This window comes from Helicobacter pylori (genome assembly GCF_002832345.1).
Classification (GTDB): Bacteria; Campylobacterota; Campylobacteria; order Campylobacterales; family Helicobacteraceae; genus Helicobacter; species Helicobacter pylori_CP.
This window is the reverse complement of record NZ_PHLZ01000009.1, coordinates 22298-38455: the sequence shown is the minus strand read 5'-3', so window position 1 is coordinate 38455 and position 16158 is coordinate 22298. Positions and strand designations below refer to the sequence as shown.

At 39.8% G+C, this 16158-nt stretch carries 12 protein-coding genes; 4 read left to right on the top strand and 8 right to left on the bottom strand.

Features of this window, described 5'->3' with window-relative positions:
- Positions 1–4: 4 nt before the first annotated feature.
- The 8 genes from CXY28_RS03885 to pheS form a co-directional block, all read right to left on the bottom strand.
- Positions 5–1855, bottom strand: coding sequence for a menaquinone biosynthesis decarboxylase (locus CXY28_RS03885; RefSeq protein ID WP_100979526.1), 1851 nt, complete (start codon positions 1853–1855; stop codon positions 5–7).
- 9 nt (positions 1856–1864) lie between these two features.
- Complete coding sequence (gene serA / locus CXY28_RS03880) at positions 1865–3439, bottom strand: phosphoglycerate dehydrogenase (protein WP_015644538.1); 1575 nt, start codon at positions 3437–3439, stop codon at positions 1865–1867.
- A 15-nt stretch (positions 3440–3454) separates the two neighbouring features.
- Positions 3455–4003, bottom strand: a complete 549-nt coding sequence (locus CXY28_RS03875; RefSeq protein ID WP_015644537.1) for a hypothetical protein — start codon at positions 4001–4003, stop codon at positions 3455–3457.
- A gap of 28 nt (positions 4004–4031) precedes the next feature.
- Positions 4032–5702, bottom strand: a complete 1671-nt coding sequence (locus CXY28_RS03870; RefSeq protein ID WP_100979525.1) for a 30S ribosomal protein S1 — start codon at positions 5700–5702, stop codon at positions 4032–4034.
- A gap of 120 nt (positions 5703–5822) precedes the next feature.
- Positions 5823–6647: a 4-hydroxy-3-methylbut-2-enyl diphosphate reductase gene (locus CXY28_RS03865; RefSeq protein ID WP_000403562.1), complete on the bottom strand. Its 825-nt coding sequence runs from the start codon at positions 6645–6647 to the stop codon at positions 5823–5825.
- Positions 6637–7926: a 3-phosphoshikimate 1-carboxyvinyltransferase gene (gene aroA / locus CXY28_RS03860; RefSeq protein ID WP_100979524.1), complete on the bottom strand. Its 1290-nt coding sequence runs from the start codon at positions 7924–7926 to the stop codon at positions 6637–6639. Before aroA ends, CXY28_RS03865 begins: the two co-directional genes overlap by 11 nt.
- 15 nt (positions 7927–7941) lie before the next feature.
- Positions 7942–10236 (bottom strand): phenylalanine--tRNA ligase subunit beta, encoded by a 2295-nt coding sequence (pheT, locus tag CXY28_RS03855; protein ID WP_100979523.1) that lies wholly within the window; start codon positions 10234–10236, stop codon positions 7942–7944.
- Entirely contained in the window at positions 10236–11222 is a 987-nt protein-coding gene (gene pheS, locus CXY28_RS03850) for a phenylalanine--tRNA ligase subunit alpha (protein ID WP_100977781.1), read from the bottom strand. Before pheS ends, pheT begins: the two co-directional genes overlap by 1 nt.
- Before the next feature lie 80 nt (positions 11223–11302).
- Between pheS and CXY28_RS03845 the strand changes: the two genes are divergently transcribed.
- From CXY28_RS03845 to CXY28_RS03830, 4 genes are all read left to right on the top strand, one after another.
- A complete protein-coding gene (locus CXY28_RS03845; RefSeq protein WP_001100349.1) occupies positions 11303–11617 on the top strand; it encodes a histidine triad nucleotide-binding protein in 315 nt (104 codons plus the stop codon).
- A gap of 18 nt (positions 11618–11635) precedes the next feature.
- Positions 11636–12958 carry an aminotransferase class V-fold PLP-dependent enzyme gene (locus CXY28_RS03840; protein ID WP_100979522.1) on the top strand — a complete coding sequence of 441 codons (1323 nt, stop codon included), beginning with the start codon at positions 11636–11638 and terminating at the stop codon, positions 12956–12958.
- Between the two features lie 25 nt (positions 12959–12983).
- Entirely contained in the window at positions 12984–13574 is a 591-nt protein-coding gene (locus tag CXY28_RS03835; RefSeq protein ID WP_100979521.1) for a DUF3972 domain-containing protein, read from the top strand.
- Between the two features lie 104 nt (positions 13575–13678).
- Positions 13679–16069, top strand: a complete 2391-nt coding sequence (locus CXY28_RS03830) for a molybdopterin guanine dinucleotide-containing S/N-oxide reductase (RefSeq protein ID WP_100979520.1) — start codon at positions 13679–13681, stop codon at positions 16067–16069.
- Positions 16070–16158: the final 89 nt, after the last annotated feature.

Below are 16158 nucleotides of genomic sequence, written 5' to 3'. Positions count from 1 at the left end.
TTCTTTATAGATCTTCTTTGTTCGTGCTGAAAGAATGCGTGAGATGGAATTGTTGATTTAAAGTTTCAAAATCTTTTAAAAGCCCTTTCTTTTTCAAATTTTCTATGATTTCCATGGAGCAATTGGTTTCGGTGGGCCATTCTCTAAAATGTTTATCCATAACGCCCTTATTGGTAGCGTCTATAAAAAAACAATGTTTAGAGGTGAGGATATCACGATTAGCGTCAATATTATTAACGATGCGCCATAACAGCATGTAAGGGTTGTTTAAATCGTTGCTGGTATGCTCTACAAAGATGACAATGCGTAAATGCTCTTCAAAACCGAGCAAGTTTTTAGCCAATTCAATGACGCTTTTGTCTTTCTTTTCCACGCTGATCACGCAAATGGGGTTACGGGTGTGCGGGTAGTATTGCTTCAAAAGAACGATATTTTGCATTTTATCTTGTAAAAGCGCTAGTAGGGCGTTATCGTTTAAAAGCGTGGGGTAGGGGGTATTGCTTTTAGAGGTCGCATCAATACCGAGTTTCCCTCCCATAGCGTATTCAGGGCTTGCATGATCTAATGCGTCGCATATGCCTTGAGAGATGAGCGCGTTTTCTTTAGAAAAATTTTCCAGTATATACTCAATGATAGCGTTGGTGTCCCTTAGATTGGGGGCGTCTTCATTGACAAAAATCGCATGTTTGACAAAACTCATCTGCCCCACACCCCAAAAAGCATGCATGACTTGCTTGGCATGAGCGTTATAGCGTGTGTGTATTTTGGCTAAAATCAAATTATGGAACACCCCATTTTCTGGCATGTAATAATCTATGAGATTGGGGGCGTTCATTTGAAGCAAAGGCAAGAACAAGCGTTCAGTCAAATACCCCATGTATTTGTCTTCTAAAGGGGGTTTGCCCACCACAGTGGCTAAGTAAATGGAATCTTTTTTATAGCTAATGGTTTTGACTTCTAAAACAGGGTAAGGCTCAATAGGGGTATAATAGCCAGTGTGATCCCCAAAAGGCCCTTCAAGCTCTAATTTCTCGCAATCCACAAACCCTTCTATCACAATATCGCAATCTTTTGGCACGCTCAAAGGATTGCTCAAGCATGGCATCACGCGCGCTTTTTTTCCTCTCATAAACCCATAGAGCATGAGTTCATAAACTCCATAAGGTAAGGGGGCTGTCGCGCACCATGTATAGAGCAAATCCCCACCAATAGCGATGCTGACAGGCATTTTGACTTTAGCCTTAGCGTATTCGTGGAAAAAGAGTTGGGAGTCTTTATGGATTTGCCAGTGCAAGCCTAAATGGTTTTTATCATAAACCTGCAAGCGGTACATGCCTAAATTCTTTTTTTTATGATCCAGGCTTTGGGTATAGACTTGCCCCATAGTGATAAAAGCCCCGCCATCTTTTTCCCAAGTTTTTAAAACGGGCAGATCCCACAAATTGACTTCTTTGTCTTGCTTGATGATGAGATCTTTAGGGCGAGTGGTTTTTTTAGGGAAAATGTGTCTTAAATCCCATAAATCTTTTAAGACTTTCAAACCCTCAGTAAAATTTTTAGGAGCACTAAAGTGTAAGAACGCTTGCATGCGTTGTTGCAGGCTTTCTATAGGGGTTTTTAATAAAAGATCTAAGCGTTTGAAAGAGCCAAAAGCGTTCATCAAAACAGGCATGCCAAAGGTTTTGATCTGGTCATGCTCTTTTCTTATGGGTTGCGTGAATAAAAGGGCTTTGCCTCCATTAGGCTTTTTCGCTTCTATATACGCCAGATGAGCGATTTCTAAATCCACTTCAAGGGGGGTGTCAATGATTTCTAATTCATCATGTTTTTTTAAAAGCTTTAAAAAATCTCGCATCCAACTACCTTAAATAACCACATAATGAACGCTTAAACATGCAGGAATGTTTTTAAGCTCTTCTAAAACTTCCAAAGAAACTTCTTCATCTACAATAATGAGCGCTAAAGCTTCTTTTTGCGTGTTGCGCCCCAAACGAAAATCAGCGATATTAATGCCATGCCTAGCGAACGCATTCCCCACGCTCCCAATAACGCCTGGAATATCCGTATTCCTGAATAAAAGCATTTTACCTTTTGGCTCTATATCAATATGAAACCCATCAATCTCGGTGAGTTTTAAAATATCTTCTTCAAACACCGTGCCGCTCACACTGATTGCACCATTAGCCGCATTTAAAGTTAAAGAGAGCATGTTTTTATAGGGCGAAGCGCTTTCTTTAAGGCTAACCTTAATCTCAATGCCTCTTTCTTTGGCCACAAAGGGAGCGTTAATGTAATTGATTTTATCCCCTACAACAGGTTTTAACACCCCCACTAACATGAAAGCTACAAGGGCGTCTTTGAATTGGTTGATCTCCCCACAAAGACTGAGTTCAATTTTTTGGCACACGCCCTTATGGATTTGACTGGAAAAATAACCCAATTTTTGCGCTAAATTCAAGTAGGCTTTAACGCTTGCATCAAAAGCTTGCATGGGTAAATTCAAAGCATGCGGATGGCTTGAACCCCTTAAAGATTCCATAACCCCTTGAGCGGCTTGTTTGGAAATTTCTTCTTGGGACTCTAAAGTGTTTGCGCCAATATGGGGGGTCGCATAAACATTAGGCAAATCTAAAAGCTTGTTATGAATGCCAGGCTCTTTAGAAAAGACATCAATGCCAAGCCAACGCACTTTTTTGGTTTCTAAAGCTTCATAAAGAGCGTCTTCATTATAAAGCCCACCCCTAGCGCAATTAATTAAAATAACCCCTTTTTTCATGCGTTCAATCTCTTTAGCACCTATCATGTTAATGGTTTCTTTATTTTTGGGGGTGTGGATAGTGATCATATCGCATTGCAAAATGTCTTCAAAATTTTTTGTGTAAATGACCCCTAAATCAGTGGCTTTTGAAGAAGGGATATAAGGATCATAGGCTAAAACCTCCATTTCAAAAGCTTTAGCCCTAATGCCCACCCTAGAGCCAATATTCCCAAAACCAATGATGCCTAGTTTTTTATTTTTCAATTCCGTGCCATACCAATCTTCTCTTTTCCATAACCTTTGGTGTTTGATTTGATCGTTCGCGCAAGGGAATGAGCGCACTGCATTGATCAAATGCGCCATGGTCAATTCCACAGCGGCAATCGTGTTAGCGGTAGGGATATTCATCACGACAATGCCTTTTTGAGAGCAGCTTTCTAAATCAATATTATCCACTCCCACACCCGCTCTCACAATGGATTTTAAATGGGTTAGGGGCTTTAAAAAATCGCTTGTGATAGGGGTCATGCTGCGAGTGATGAGCGCATCCATGGGGATGAGTTTTTCTAAAAGCTCCTTTTTAGGGCATTTGGAATAATCATGCAAGACAATGTCTTTTTGAGCTTCTAAAATTTGAATGCCTTTAGCATGGATGGGGTCGCAAATGGCTACTTGATACATTTTTATCCTTTGAATTTAAAAAACAGCATGATAGCGTATTTTATAATAGTCTAAATCAGCCAGCAAGCGTTCTTTTTTGTTTTCATCTAAATAGATGATGAGATTGGGTTGGTTTTTGGTGTTATCGTAAGCGTAATCAATTCGTTCTTTTTTGAGGATTTCTTTTAAACACCACCATTGATAGTCCTTTAAATCCTTAATGATAAGCTTTGAATACTCCCTTTTTTTTTCTTCAAAAGGGATTTCAAAATGATGCTCTATAACAGGGTAATTGATAGATTCTTGAGCATCAAGGTTTTGAGAAAAGGCGTTATTATGATCTTCTTCGTTATGGGGGGCTTTTTCATTATGAGAGGTTTCAGTGGGGCTATTTTCTTCTAGGTTGATGTCATGGCTTTTTGCATCTGTTTGAGAGGGGCTTTTATTGGTTTGAGAGATCGCATTGGTTTGAGAGATCGCATGAGAAGCAGCGGGCATTTCTTTTTTAACGCTTAAAAACAAATAGGCTAAAACGCCAAGAGCGACAGCTAGGGAAATAAAAGCAACAACACTCTTAAATCTCATGCCATTCTCATGCTTTTAAAATCACTCTTTAGAGTTTTTCTTTAAGAATATCCCCTAAAGTCATTTTATCATCGCTCGTGTTAAAAGCTTGCAATTCTTCTTTTTCTTTTTTGCGCTCTAGCCTATGCACAGAAGCACGCACCTTGTTGTTAGATTTTTCAATCGCAACCACCACGCATGTGATTTCTTGCCCTATTTTGATTTCATCTTTTTTCAAGGGGTTCAAATCTTCATTTTTGATCAATACATCAATGCCATCAGCATGAATGAAAACGCCAAAATCCTTGATACTCACCACTTTGCCTTGAATCACGCTGTCTGTTTTATGCTTTTGAGCGAATTCTTCTGTAGGGGAAGTAACTAAGTGCTTCGCGCTCAAAGAAATCTTTTTATCTTTTTTGTTGATTTTAAGGATTTTCACTTTGATTACATCGCCAATTTTATAGTGGTCTTTGCATTTTTTATCTTTATCCCAAAAAGCGTCATGATTGTGGAGCAAACCATCCACCCCACCCAGATTCAAAAACGCCCCAAAATCCGTTAAAGTTGCCACTTTGCCTTCTATAATGTCTCCTACTTGGTGTTTAGATTCAAAAACATCAAAAGGCCTGTTAGTGAGTTGTTTTAAAGAAACCCTTAAGCGGCGGTTTTTAGGATCAATGTCAATGATCTTCACATCAATCTCTTGCCCCACGCTCAAGTAATGGCTAGGGTGGCTGACATTTTTATCCCAAGAGATTTCAGAAACATGCAAAAAGCCTTCAATATCATTACCAATATCTACAAACACCCCGTAATGTTCAATATTGCTCACCACCACCTTAATGGCGTATCCGGGTTTTAGCTTGTCTTGGATCTCTTCCCATGGGTCTTCTATGGTCGCTTTTATGGAGAGTGAAAGGCGTCTTTTTTCTTCATCATAAGCGATAGCTTTGACATAGACTTCATCGCCCTCTTTGTAGTATTTCTCAGGGTTTACTGGCCCCTTATGGCTGATTTCAGAATAATGGACCAAGCCCTCAATCCCCTTAGCTTCTACAAAAATGCCAAAAGGGGTGATCTGCCTCACGACCCCTAACACCGGCTCTGTGGCTTCTAACAATTCTTTAGAAACCTCAAGCTGCCGTTTGTCATTGACTTCAAAGAATCGTTTGCGAGAAATATTGATAGAATGGTTTTCTTTATCCACGCGAATGATGCACGCTTTAATGCGTTTGCCAATATGGTTTGCGTCATTTTTTAAAGAAGAGTGCGAGCGGGAGAGGAAATACTCCACGCCTTGAGACTCCACGATATAGCCCCCTTTATTTTTGCCTACGATCTTGCCTTCAATAATGGCGTTTTCATAGTTTTCGCCTAATTCTTCAATTTTAGCCTGAATCTTTTGTTGGGAAATGGCCTTTTTGTAGGAAACGCTAGGGTGTTCACCTTTCTCGGACACATGCACGATAATGGGGTCATTTTTTTGATACAGCAACTGCCCCTTTTCATCGGTGATCTCATTCAAAGCCAAACGGCCTTCTGTCTTACCGCCCACGCTCACCATGGCATAACCATCATTCTCATTAATGGAAACGATTAGCCCTTCTTTGATAGTGCCTTTTTCTAGGGTTTCTTCTTTTTCTAATTGTTTTTTAAAGAGTTTTGCGAAGTTTTCCTCCTCGTCATTAAAGTTCTGATCATCTGCTATCTTGCTCATTGACTGCCTTACTATAAAATAAATATAAAATCCTTAAGGGTATTGTATCCTTTTTTGGCTTACAAAATCGTTTAAAAACTAACAATTAGCGGTTTTTTTAAAGAAAATTTTCAAAATGTGTTAAATCGTGCTGATTTTTTGCTTGACATTTTCTATAATCCAATCCGGCGTGGAAGCCCCAGCGGTAATCCCGCACAATTTTTTATCCTTAAACCACGCCAACTCCAATTCGTTTTCATCTTCTACCAAGTAGCTGTCTTTGCAATGCTGTTTGGCGATGCTTAAGAGCTGTTTGGTGTTTGAAGAAGTTTTACCGCCCACGACTATCATAATATCCACTTCCTTACTCAAATCCAAAGCGGCTTTTTGGTTGTAGGAAGTAGCGTTACAAATCGTGTTAAAAATACGCACTTCAGTGCATCTTTCCACCAAATAAGAAGCGATTTGTAAGAGTTTTGGGGTTTGTTTGGTGGTTTGGGAGACTAAAGCCACTTTTCGTTGGAGTTTTTTTTCTTGCAATTCTTCTAACGAATTGATGACTAAAGCCTGGTTAGTGGCATAGCTTATCACGCCCTTGACTTCAGGGTGGTTAATATCCCCAAAAAGCACGATTTGATACCCTTCTTTACTCATGGATTCCACAATTTGCTGAGGTTTGATCACATACGGACAAGTCGCATCGGTGATTTTGACCCCCTTGTTTTTCAAGTATTCTAAATCCTGCTTAGGAATGCCATGGGTTCTTATGATCACGCTCTTATTTTTAGGGATTTTTTTAGGATCTTCTTCAATTTTCACATTGAAGTTTTTTTCCAAACGATTGATTTCTTTAGCGTTATGAATGAGCGATCCAAAAATCAAGCTGTTTTGATTTTTTTCAGCGATTTGTATCGCTCTTTTGACGCCAAAACAAAAACCATAATCCTTAGCCATTTTAATTTCCATTAAGACTCCCTTTTTTGAATTGATTGAGCAAGCGTTTGAATTGCGGGAAAGAAATGTTTGCGCATTCTAAATTATCAATTTCTAAAGGCAGTGCTAAAGTTAAAATAGCGAAACTCATCGCAATCCTGTGATCATTAAAGCTTTTGATAATAGGGGGTTTAATCCTAGAAAAGTGCTGCTTTAATGGGCTTATATCTTCTAATCCATCTATATAAAACCCGTCTTCAAACTCTTCGCACTCAATCCCTAAAGCTTTGAAGTTAGAAACAACCGCTTTAATCCTATCGCTTTCTTTAGATCGTAAATCTTTAGCGTTTCTCACCATGCTTTTGCCTTTTGCAAAAAGCATAGCGACACTTAAAGCAGGGATTTCATCAATAAGACTGGCGATATTTTGATTAATAGCGATCGCTTTTAAAGGGGCATGCTCTATGTAAATATCGCCGATGATTTCTAAATCTTTGGACTTAATCGCATACTCTATGGAAGCGCCCATTTTTTTCAACGCTTCAAAAGCTTCTATGCGAGTGGGGTTGAGCAAGACATTTTTTAAAAGAAGGCGGCTTTTTGGCGTAATCGCGCAAGCGAGGGCGAAAAAAAACGCGCTAGACGGATCATTAGCTATAGTAAAATCAAAGGCTTCTAGGGGTTTTTCTAGGGGTGAAATCATTAAAACGCCGTCTTGATTTTGAATGTCAGCTCCCAAACTTTTAAGCATGATTTCTGTGTGGTTACGGCTAAGCTCGCTTTCTTTATAAGTGCTTGCGCCTTGAGCTTGTAAGGCGCTTAAAATAAAAGCGCTTTTGACTTGAGCTGAAGCGATAGGGCTTTCATAATTACAAGCTTTTAAAGGACTCCCTAAGATCGCTAAGGGGGCGAAATGGTTATCCTCTCTCCCTAAAATTTTTGCTCCAAAAGCTTTCAAAGGCTCAATGATTCTTTTCATGGGGCGTGCGTTTAAGGAATTGTCCCCGCTTAAAACAAAAAGCCCTTTTTGAGCGCTTAAAAGCCCGCTGTATAAACGCATGGTTGTGCCAGAATTGTTGCAATTTAAAATCTTACTGGGCTCTTTTATAGCCGTTGGGGGCGTGATTTTAAAAGAATTTTTGGCGGTATTTTCCACTTTAGCCCCTAAATTTTGAGCGATTTCCAAAGAGTTTAAACAATCTTCTCCCATTAAAAAATTCCGCACGAAACAAGGTTTTTGAGCGAGTAGGCTAAAAATAACAGCTCTGTGTGAGAGCGATTTATCGCTAGCGTTAATGTCAAGCTCTATCACATATTATCCTTTATATTATCCCTTAAGGCGGGCGTTAAATTCTTTTTCTAAAATTTCAAGTGCTTTTTGCACGGCTGAATTGACCTCTTCATCATTCAGGGTTTTTTCTAAAGAATGGATCACACAACGCACGCTTAAGGCTATGGTGTTATCGCTTTCTTTAAAAATATCAAAGGGTAGAATCTCGCTTAAATTAGGGATTTGAGCGTCTTTTAGGGCTTTTTTAATCCTGCTAAAAGCGGTGTTTTCATCAATGATGAGAGTCAAATCCCTCACACTGCTAGGGTAAATGCTAAAGGGTTTTAATAGCATGGCAGGGCGTTTGAGTTTAGAAGCGTCTATCTCAGCGTAATAGCTTTCAAACAAATCTAATTCCTGGATCACTTTAGGGTGGATTTTAGCGATTACGCCTATGATTTCATGATTTTGAATGATTTTAGCGCTCTGGTAGGGGTGGTTGATGGGGGTTTGAATGGTTAGCTTTTCCAGGCTAAAATCCCCTATAACTTTTGAAACGCATTCAGCGAAAGAATAAAAATCCCAAGCCTTGCCTTTAGCGTCAGGGTAGCTTTCTTTTTTTTGTAAGCCGCTTACTAAAAAGCCTAGTTTTTGGTTCTCTTCTCTTTTAGCGTTATACACGCTCCCCTTTTCATAAAGGGCGATGCTTTTAAACCCTAAATTTTTATTCCTTAAGCTGGCGTCTAAAAGCCCGCAAACAAGGCTCGTTCTTAGGGTGTTGAGATCCGTTGTGATAGGGTTTTGCAATTCTAGGGGATCTTCTAAAACTTCAAAGCCTAGTTTTTGCTGCTTTTCTTTAGAATAAAACACGTAATGAATGACTTCTTTAAAACCGCAAGCGAGAGCCTTGTGTTTAAGGTTTTCAAAAAAGCGGTGCGTGTCATAATGGGGGTTTGAATTTTTGCTACTGACACAATGAAGGGGCTTTGAAATCAAATTGCCAATCCCTACAAAGCGCAAGATTTCTTCAGCAATATCTTGGATCGTTTTGATGTCATGCCTGAAATTTGGCGCAATAACCTCTAAAATTTGGGGTTTTGAGTTTGGCTCTTTTACGCTGACTTTAAAGCCTAAATTTTTTAAAATGCTTTGAATTTTTTCTTTTTCTACAACAAGCCCCAAAATTTCGGTAATGTCTTCAAGTTGGAATTTAAGGGCGTAATCTTTTAAAGAATGCTCAGTCTGTTTGCTTTCTAAAATCGTGGCTTTTAAATGAGCGCTTAAAAAATTCAAGCCGTCTGATAAATTAGGGTTGCTCCCCCTAGCGCTCCTATAAATAAGGGCATTGTCTTTTTGAAGCGTTTTATCTTTTAGAGCGTGTAATTTTAAAGACAGGCTTATCGGATCAATATAGCTCGCTTCTAAAAGCAAACACTCGTTCAAATCTTTTTGATCTTGATGCTTGATAGCGATAGTGGAGCGTTTTTGATGGTTGATATAAACGCTTTCAAGGTCGTTTTCATCGTTTTTCACGCTCAAATCCATAGGGGTTTTATTCAGGCTATAAGCATTCATTATTACCCCACTAAAATGCGTGCTAAATTCTATGAAATTGTTTAGATCGTTCCCGCTTAAGGCATTATTATGAGCGAGCGAAAGTTTGATATTTAAAGGGGTTTTTAATGAATGGTTGCAAATCAAATAATAAGCCAGATGCGACTCAATATTTTCACCCGCACTAAGCGTGATCAAATCGCTTTTTGGCGTAAAATTTAAAGCCTTGATAGGTTTTAGGGGCGTGTGATAAAACGCACTAATCTCTCTGGCAACGCCTAAAACGCTCAAGCAATCCCCACGATTGGGAGTCAATGAAATTTCTAAAACATGCGTGTTGAAAGGGGCGTATTCGTTTAATTCTTTCCCTAAAACCAACTCCCCAACGCTCTCATCTAATTCCAAGATGCCGTCATTGATTTTAGGGAAGCCCAATTCGCTGCTAGAGCAAATCATGCCGCAACTTTCAATCCCCCTAAGCTCCGTTTTAGCGATGGTTGTTGAGCCGATTAGCGCCCCGTTTAGAGCGACTGGCACGAATTGGTTTGGCACGACATTTTTAGCCCCACACACGATTTGTAACACTTCCTTGCCCACACCCACTTGACACACGCTGAGTTTTTCGGCGTTTTTATGGGGGGCTTTTTCTAAAACCTTACCCACAACCACATTTTTAGGAGCGATACAAGGGATACAGCTTTCCACTTCTAAGCCTAAGCGGCTCAAATCCTCACAGAGTTTGGCTATATCTTTAGGCATATTGACAAAAACATTCAAATCATTGACGCTCAGTTTCATTAAAAGCTCTCCAACACCCTCAAATCAGTTTCAAAAAAACTGCGCAAATCATTGATTTGACAAGTCAGCATGGCTAATCTTTCAATCCCCATGCCAAAAGCAAACCCGCTCACATTCTCATACCCTATGGCTTCAAACACCGCATTATTGACCATGCCACAGCCCAACACTTCCAGCCAGCCTGTGTGCGAGCAAACCCTACAGCCTTCTTGCTTGCAAAACACGCAGCTAATATCCACTTCAGCGCTTGGCTCTGTGAAAGGGAAAAAGCTAGAGCGCCACCTTAATTTCACGCCGCCAAAGAAGTAATGCAAAAAGTCTTCGATCACGCCCTTTAAGTGCGTGAAACGGATATTCCCTTTTTGATCCACGACAAGCCCTTCAATTTGGTGGAACATGGGCGTGTGGGTCAAGTCATAATCGCGCCTAAAGGTTTCGCCTAAACAAATCATCTTAATGGGTGGGGTTTGTTCTTGCATGGTGTGGATTTGAACGGGCGAAGTGTGGGTCCTTAAAAGCTTGTGATCTTTAAAATAGAAAGTGTCTTGCATGTCTCTTGCAGGATGGTAAGGGGGCAAGTTTAAAGCGCTGAAATTATGGAAATCATCTTCCACTAAAGAGCCGATTTCAAGCTTGTATCCTAATGGGGTAAAAAATTCAATGATTTTATTTTTGGTGTGATTTAAAGGGTGAGAAGAGCTTGTTTTAATAGCGTTAAACAAACTCACATCAATTTTTTCTTTTTTCAAGCGTTCTTCTAATTCAAACTCTAAAATCGCCTTTTTTTTCAACTCAAAGGCCTTTTCAAACGCTTGCTTATAATGGTGGATTTCTTTAGCAAAGGCGTTTTTTTCTTCGCCGTTCAGGTTTTTGAGCTGGTTGAATTTATCCGCAAAAACCCCTTTTTTACCCAAAGCATTCAAGCGCGCTTCTTCTAACTCTTTGCTATTAGTAACCTTTTCTAATTGCTCTATTAAGGTGTGCAATAACGATCCTTATATTTTATTTTTAAAAAGCTATAATACAACTTTAATAAAAGAAAAACCTTAAAAGGGAGCAAAAAAACATGAATGTGTTTGAAAAAATAATCCAAGGCGAAATCCCTTGTTCTAAGATTTTAGAAAACGAGCGTTTTTTATCCTTTTATGACATTAACCCTAAAGCTAAAGTGCATGCGTTAGTGATCCCTAAACAAAGCATTCAGGATTTTAATGGCATCACCCCAGAGCTTATGGCGCAAATGACAAGTTTTATTTTTGAAGTGGTGGAAAAATTAGGCATCAAAGAGAAGGGTTACAAGCTTTTAACGAATGTGGGTAAAAACGCGGGGCAAGAGGTGATGCATTTGCATTTTCATATTTTAAGCGGAGACAAACATTAAAAGCGTTGGTGGTAGTTCGTGCAAGCGTTTTTAAACAGGAGTTTTGCTCCCTTGCTCAACCCTAACGAGAGCCCTTTAGAACAGGTGAAATCCAGTATTATTTTAAAAAAAGGGGTGTCTTATTTTGACTGGGGGGCTTCAGGTTTGGCGAGCGTTTTAGTGGAAAAGCGCGTGAAATCCTTACTGCCTTATTACGCGAACGCTCATTCTGTCGCTTCTAAACATGCGATTTTAATGGGCATGCTTTTAAAAGAGTGCCAAGAAAAATTGAAGCGTTCTTTAAATTTGAGCGCTAATCATTGTGTCTTGAGCGCAGGGTATGGGGCGAGCTCAGCGATTAAGAAATTTCAAGAAATTTTAGGGGTGTGTATCCCTTCAAAAACGAAGAGAAATTTAGAGCCGTATTTGAAAGATATGGCTTTAAAGCGTGTGATTGTAGGGCCTTATGAGCATCATTCTAATGAAATCAGTTGGCGTGAAGGCTTGTGTGAAGTGGTGCGTATCCCTTTGAATGAACATGGCTTATTGGATTTAGAAATTTTAGAGCAAGTTTTAAAAAAATCCCCTAACAGCCTGGTTTCTATGAGCGCGGCTTCTAATGTAACCGGACTGCTTACGCCCTTAAAAGAAGTTTCATCATTGTGCAAGAAATATAAGGCCGCTTTAGCTTTGGATTTAGCGAATTTTAGCGCGCATGCTAACCCTAAAGATTGCGAATACCAAACCGGTTTTTATGCGCCTCATAAGCTTTTAGGGGGCATTGGAGGGTGCGGTCTTTTAGGCATTTCTAAAGATTTGATTGACACTCAAATCGCCCCGAGTTTTAGCGCAGGGGGCGTGATTAAATACGCTAATTGCACACGGCATGAATTTATTGATGAATTGCCTTTGAGAGAAGAGTTTGGCACGCCAGGATTGTTGCAATTTTACAGGAGCGCTCTAGCGTATCAATTGAGAGATGAATGCGGTTTGGATTTTATCCATAAGAAAGAAAACAACCTTTTAAGAGTGCTTGTGCATGGCTTAAAAGACTTGCCCGCTATTAATATTTATGGGAATTTAACAGCGCATCGGGTGGGGGTAGTGGCTTTTAATATTGGGGGGATTTCGCCCTATGATTTAGCGAGAGTTTTAAGCTATGAATACGCTATTGAGACCCGTGCAGGTTGCTCTTGCGCGGGGCCTTATGGGCATGATTTATTGAATCTTAACGCTCAAAAGTCAAGCGATTTTAACGCTAAACCCGGATGGCTTAGAGTGAGTTTGCACTTCACGCATTCCATAAACGATATTGATTATTTGCTAGACAGCTTGAAAAAAGCGGTTAAAAAATTGCGTTAAGCTAAAACTATTTTTAAGGAAAAATTTGGATATTTTAGATTTGAACAAAGTGCAAGCGGTGCAACCAAATGAGCAAGAGGTAGAGGATAAAGAAAAAGAGTCTAAAGAGCCGGTGGTTTTAGAAGATTTGAGCGCTTTAGCATGGCTTGAATTAGAAGAGTTTAGTCGCCTTTCAGGGCTTCCTAAAGAAAGGATTTTGGAATTAGTGAATCTTGGTAAAATTAAAAGCAAAATAAGCAACAACAAGCTTTTAATTGATGCGAGCAGCGGAACAAACGCTTTAATTAAAAAGGTAGAAAACAATTTGATTTCTATGGATATGAACGGGCGTTCTTTAGAGCCTGTGTTTGTGGAAAAGACCATTAACACGATTTTAAACTTGCATGATAAAGTCATTGGCGCTAAAGATGAAACGATTTCAGCCTTTAAAAATGAAAACATGTTTTTAAAAGACGCTTTAATCTCTATGCAAGAAGTCTATGAAGAAGATAAAAAGACCATTGATCTTTTGCGCGATGAACTCAATCAAGCGAGAGAAGAAATTGAATTTATGAAAAGGAAATACCGCTTGATGTGGGGGAAAGTCGCTGACATGAGCAGCGTGAATAAAAAATAGTTTAAATTAACACCCATGCTTTGAGGGCTTATTAGCGGTAATTTTAGGTGAATATGTGTTAGAATTTGGGGTATTTTAACAGAATGCAAGCTTGAAGGAGAATCATGTCCATTTCACGCAGAAGTATCCTAACAAAAATCCCAATCGTGCTCGCTAGCACTAATGTTTTGAAAGCTGTTGGTGTTTTTGAAAAAGTAGAATCCATTCCGCATGCAACGCATTTTGGCCCCTTTATCGCAAAGGTTCAAAATGGAGTGATTAAAGATATTGTTCCCCAAAAGAGCGATTATAACCCTACCATGATGTTAAAAGCGATGGTTGATAGGGTGTATTCAGATAGCAGGGTGAAGTATCCTTGCGTGCGTAAGAGCTTCTTAGAAAACAAAAAAAACCACAAAGAATTGCGAGGGAGAGAAGAGTTTGTGCGCGTGAGTTGGGATGTGGCGTTGGATTTAGCGGCTAAAAAGCTTAAAGAAATCCCTAAAGAAAACATTTATAATGCCAGTTATGGTGGTTGGGGGCATGCGGGCAGCTTGCATCGTTGTCATCATTTAGCATGGCGTTTTTTTAATACGACTTTAGGGGGGGCTATTGGCACTGATGGGGAATATAGTAATGGCGCGGCCGCAAGAATAAACCCTATGATTGTAGGGGATATGGAAGTTTATTCGCAACAAACCACGCATGAAGAGATGATTAAAAATTGTAAGGTGTATGTCATGTGGGGGGCGGATTTATTCAAGTGCAACCGCATTGATTATTTTGTGCCAAACCATGTCAATGACAGCTACTACCCTAAGTATAAAAGAGCCGGTATTAAATTCATTAGTATTGATCCCATTTATACCGAAACCGCTCAAGCCTTTAACGCTGAATGGATACCCATTCGCCCTAACACTGATGTAGCGTTAATGCTGGGCATGATGCATTATCTTTATACAAGCAATCAATACGATAAAGAGTTTATCGCTAAATACACTGATGGTTTTGATAAATTTTTACCCTATTTGCTAGGAGAGAGCGATAAGGTGCCTAAGACTTTAGAATGGGCGTCTCAAATCACTGGAGTGAACGCAGAAAAAATCAAAGAATTAGCGGATTTGTTTGTCTCTAAACGCACTTTTTTAGCGGGTAATTGGGCCATGCAAAGAGCTCAGTATGGCGAGCAGCCGGATTGGGCGTTAATTGTTTTAGCCAGCATGATTGGTCAAGTGGGCTTATCTGGTGGGGGCTTTGGCTTTTCTATGCATTATGGAGGGAACGCTCAAGCAAGCTCAGGGGCAAGAATTGTTCCTATGATTTTACAAGGGCATAATTCTGTAAAAAGCGTTATTCCAGCATCTAGGGTTTCTGAAGCGGTTTTGAATCCGGATAAAGAAATTGATTTTATGGGTAAAAAACTCAAATTGCCTAAAATCAAAATGATCTATAATTGTGGGGCGGATTTGTTAGGGCATGAAGCTGATACAAACGAGCTTATTCACGCTTTAAGAACCTTAGATTGCGTGATCGTGCATGAGCCTTGGTGGACGCCTACGGCAAAATTTGCTGATATTGTCTTTGCTTCCACTAGCACTATGGAAAGAGATGATATTACTTTTGGAGGGAGTTATTCTAAAAATGTGGTTTATGCCATGCGTAAGGTGGTAGAGCCTGTTTATGAATCTAAAGACGATTATGAGATTTTCAGACAGCTTGCTTTACGCATTGGGGGCAATGAAACAGAGCAGAAATTCACGGAATCTAAGAGTTACATGGAATGGATTAAGGGCCTTTATGAAAAAAGCGATGGCCCTACTTTGAAATCGTTTGATCAATTTTGGAGGGATGGCTTTGTGGAGTTTGAAATCCCTGAAAATGCGAGAAAGTTTGTGCGTCATGCGAAATTCAGGCAAGACCCTATTAATAATAAGCTGGATACAGAGAGCGGGAAAATTCAAATTTTTTCTCAAAAATGCGCGGATTTTAAACTGGCTGATTTTAAAGGGCATCCTACTTGGTTTGAGCCAGCTGAGTGGCTAGGCTCTAAAATGGCTGAGATTTATCCGTTCCATTTAATCTCTCCGCACCCAAAATACCGTGTCAATTCACAGCTTGATAACACTTGGGTTAGGAATGTGTATAAAATTCAAGGCAGAGAGCCTGTAATGATCAACGAACTAGACGCTAATAAATTAGGCATTAGGCATGGTGAAATTGTAGAAGTGTTTAACGCTAGGGGGAGGTTGTTAGCAGGGGCGTTTGTAACTAAGAATATCCGTCAAGGGGTTTTGAGTATCCAAAAAGGGGCGTGGTATGATCCAGAAGATGTTAGGGTTAGAAACCCACGATGCAATGCAGGGCATGTGAATACGCTCACTTCTTTACGCCCCACAAGCAGCATGACACAAGCCATTTCAGCCAATACCGCCTTAGTTAATATCAGGAGACTTAGAAAGTATGAACTGGTCAAGCCCTATCATTCCATTTCAACGCCAAGCATTATTGGGGCTTAAAAGGGGTGGAAATACTAGCATGAGGGTGTTTTAGAAAGACTTAAGCGCTAAAGGCTTGAGCGCTAGCCAAGCTGAAGCGTAATTCTCAA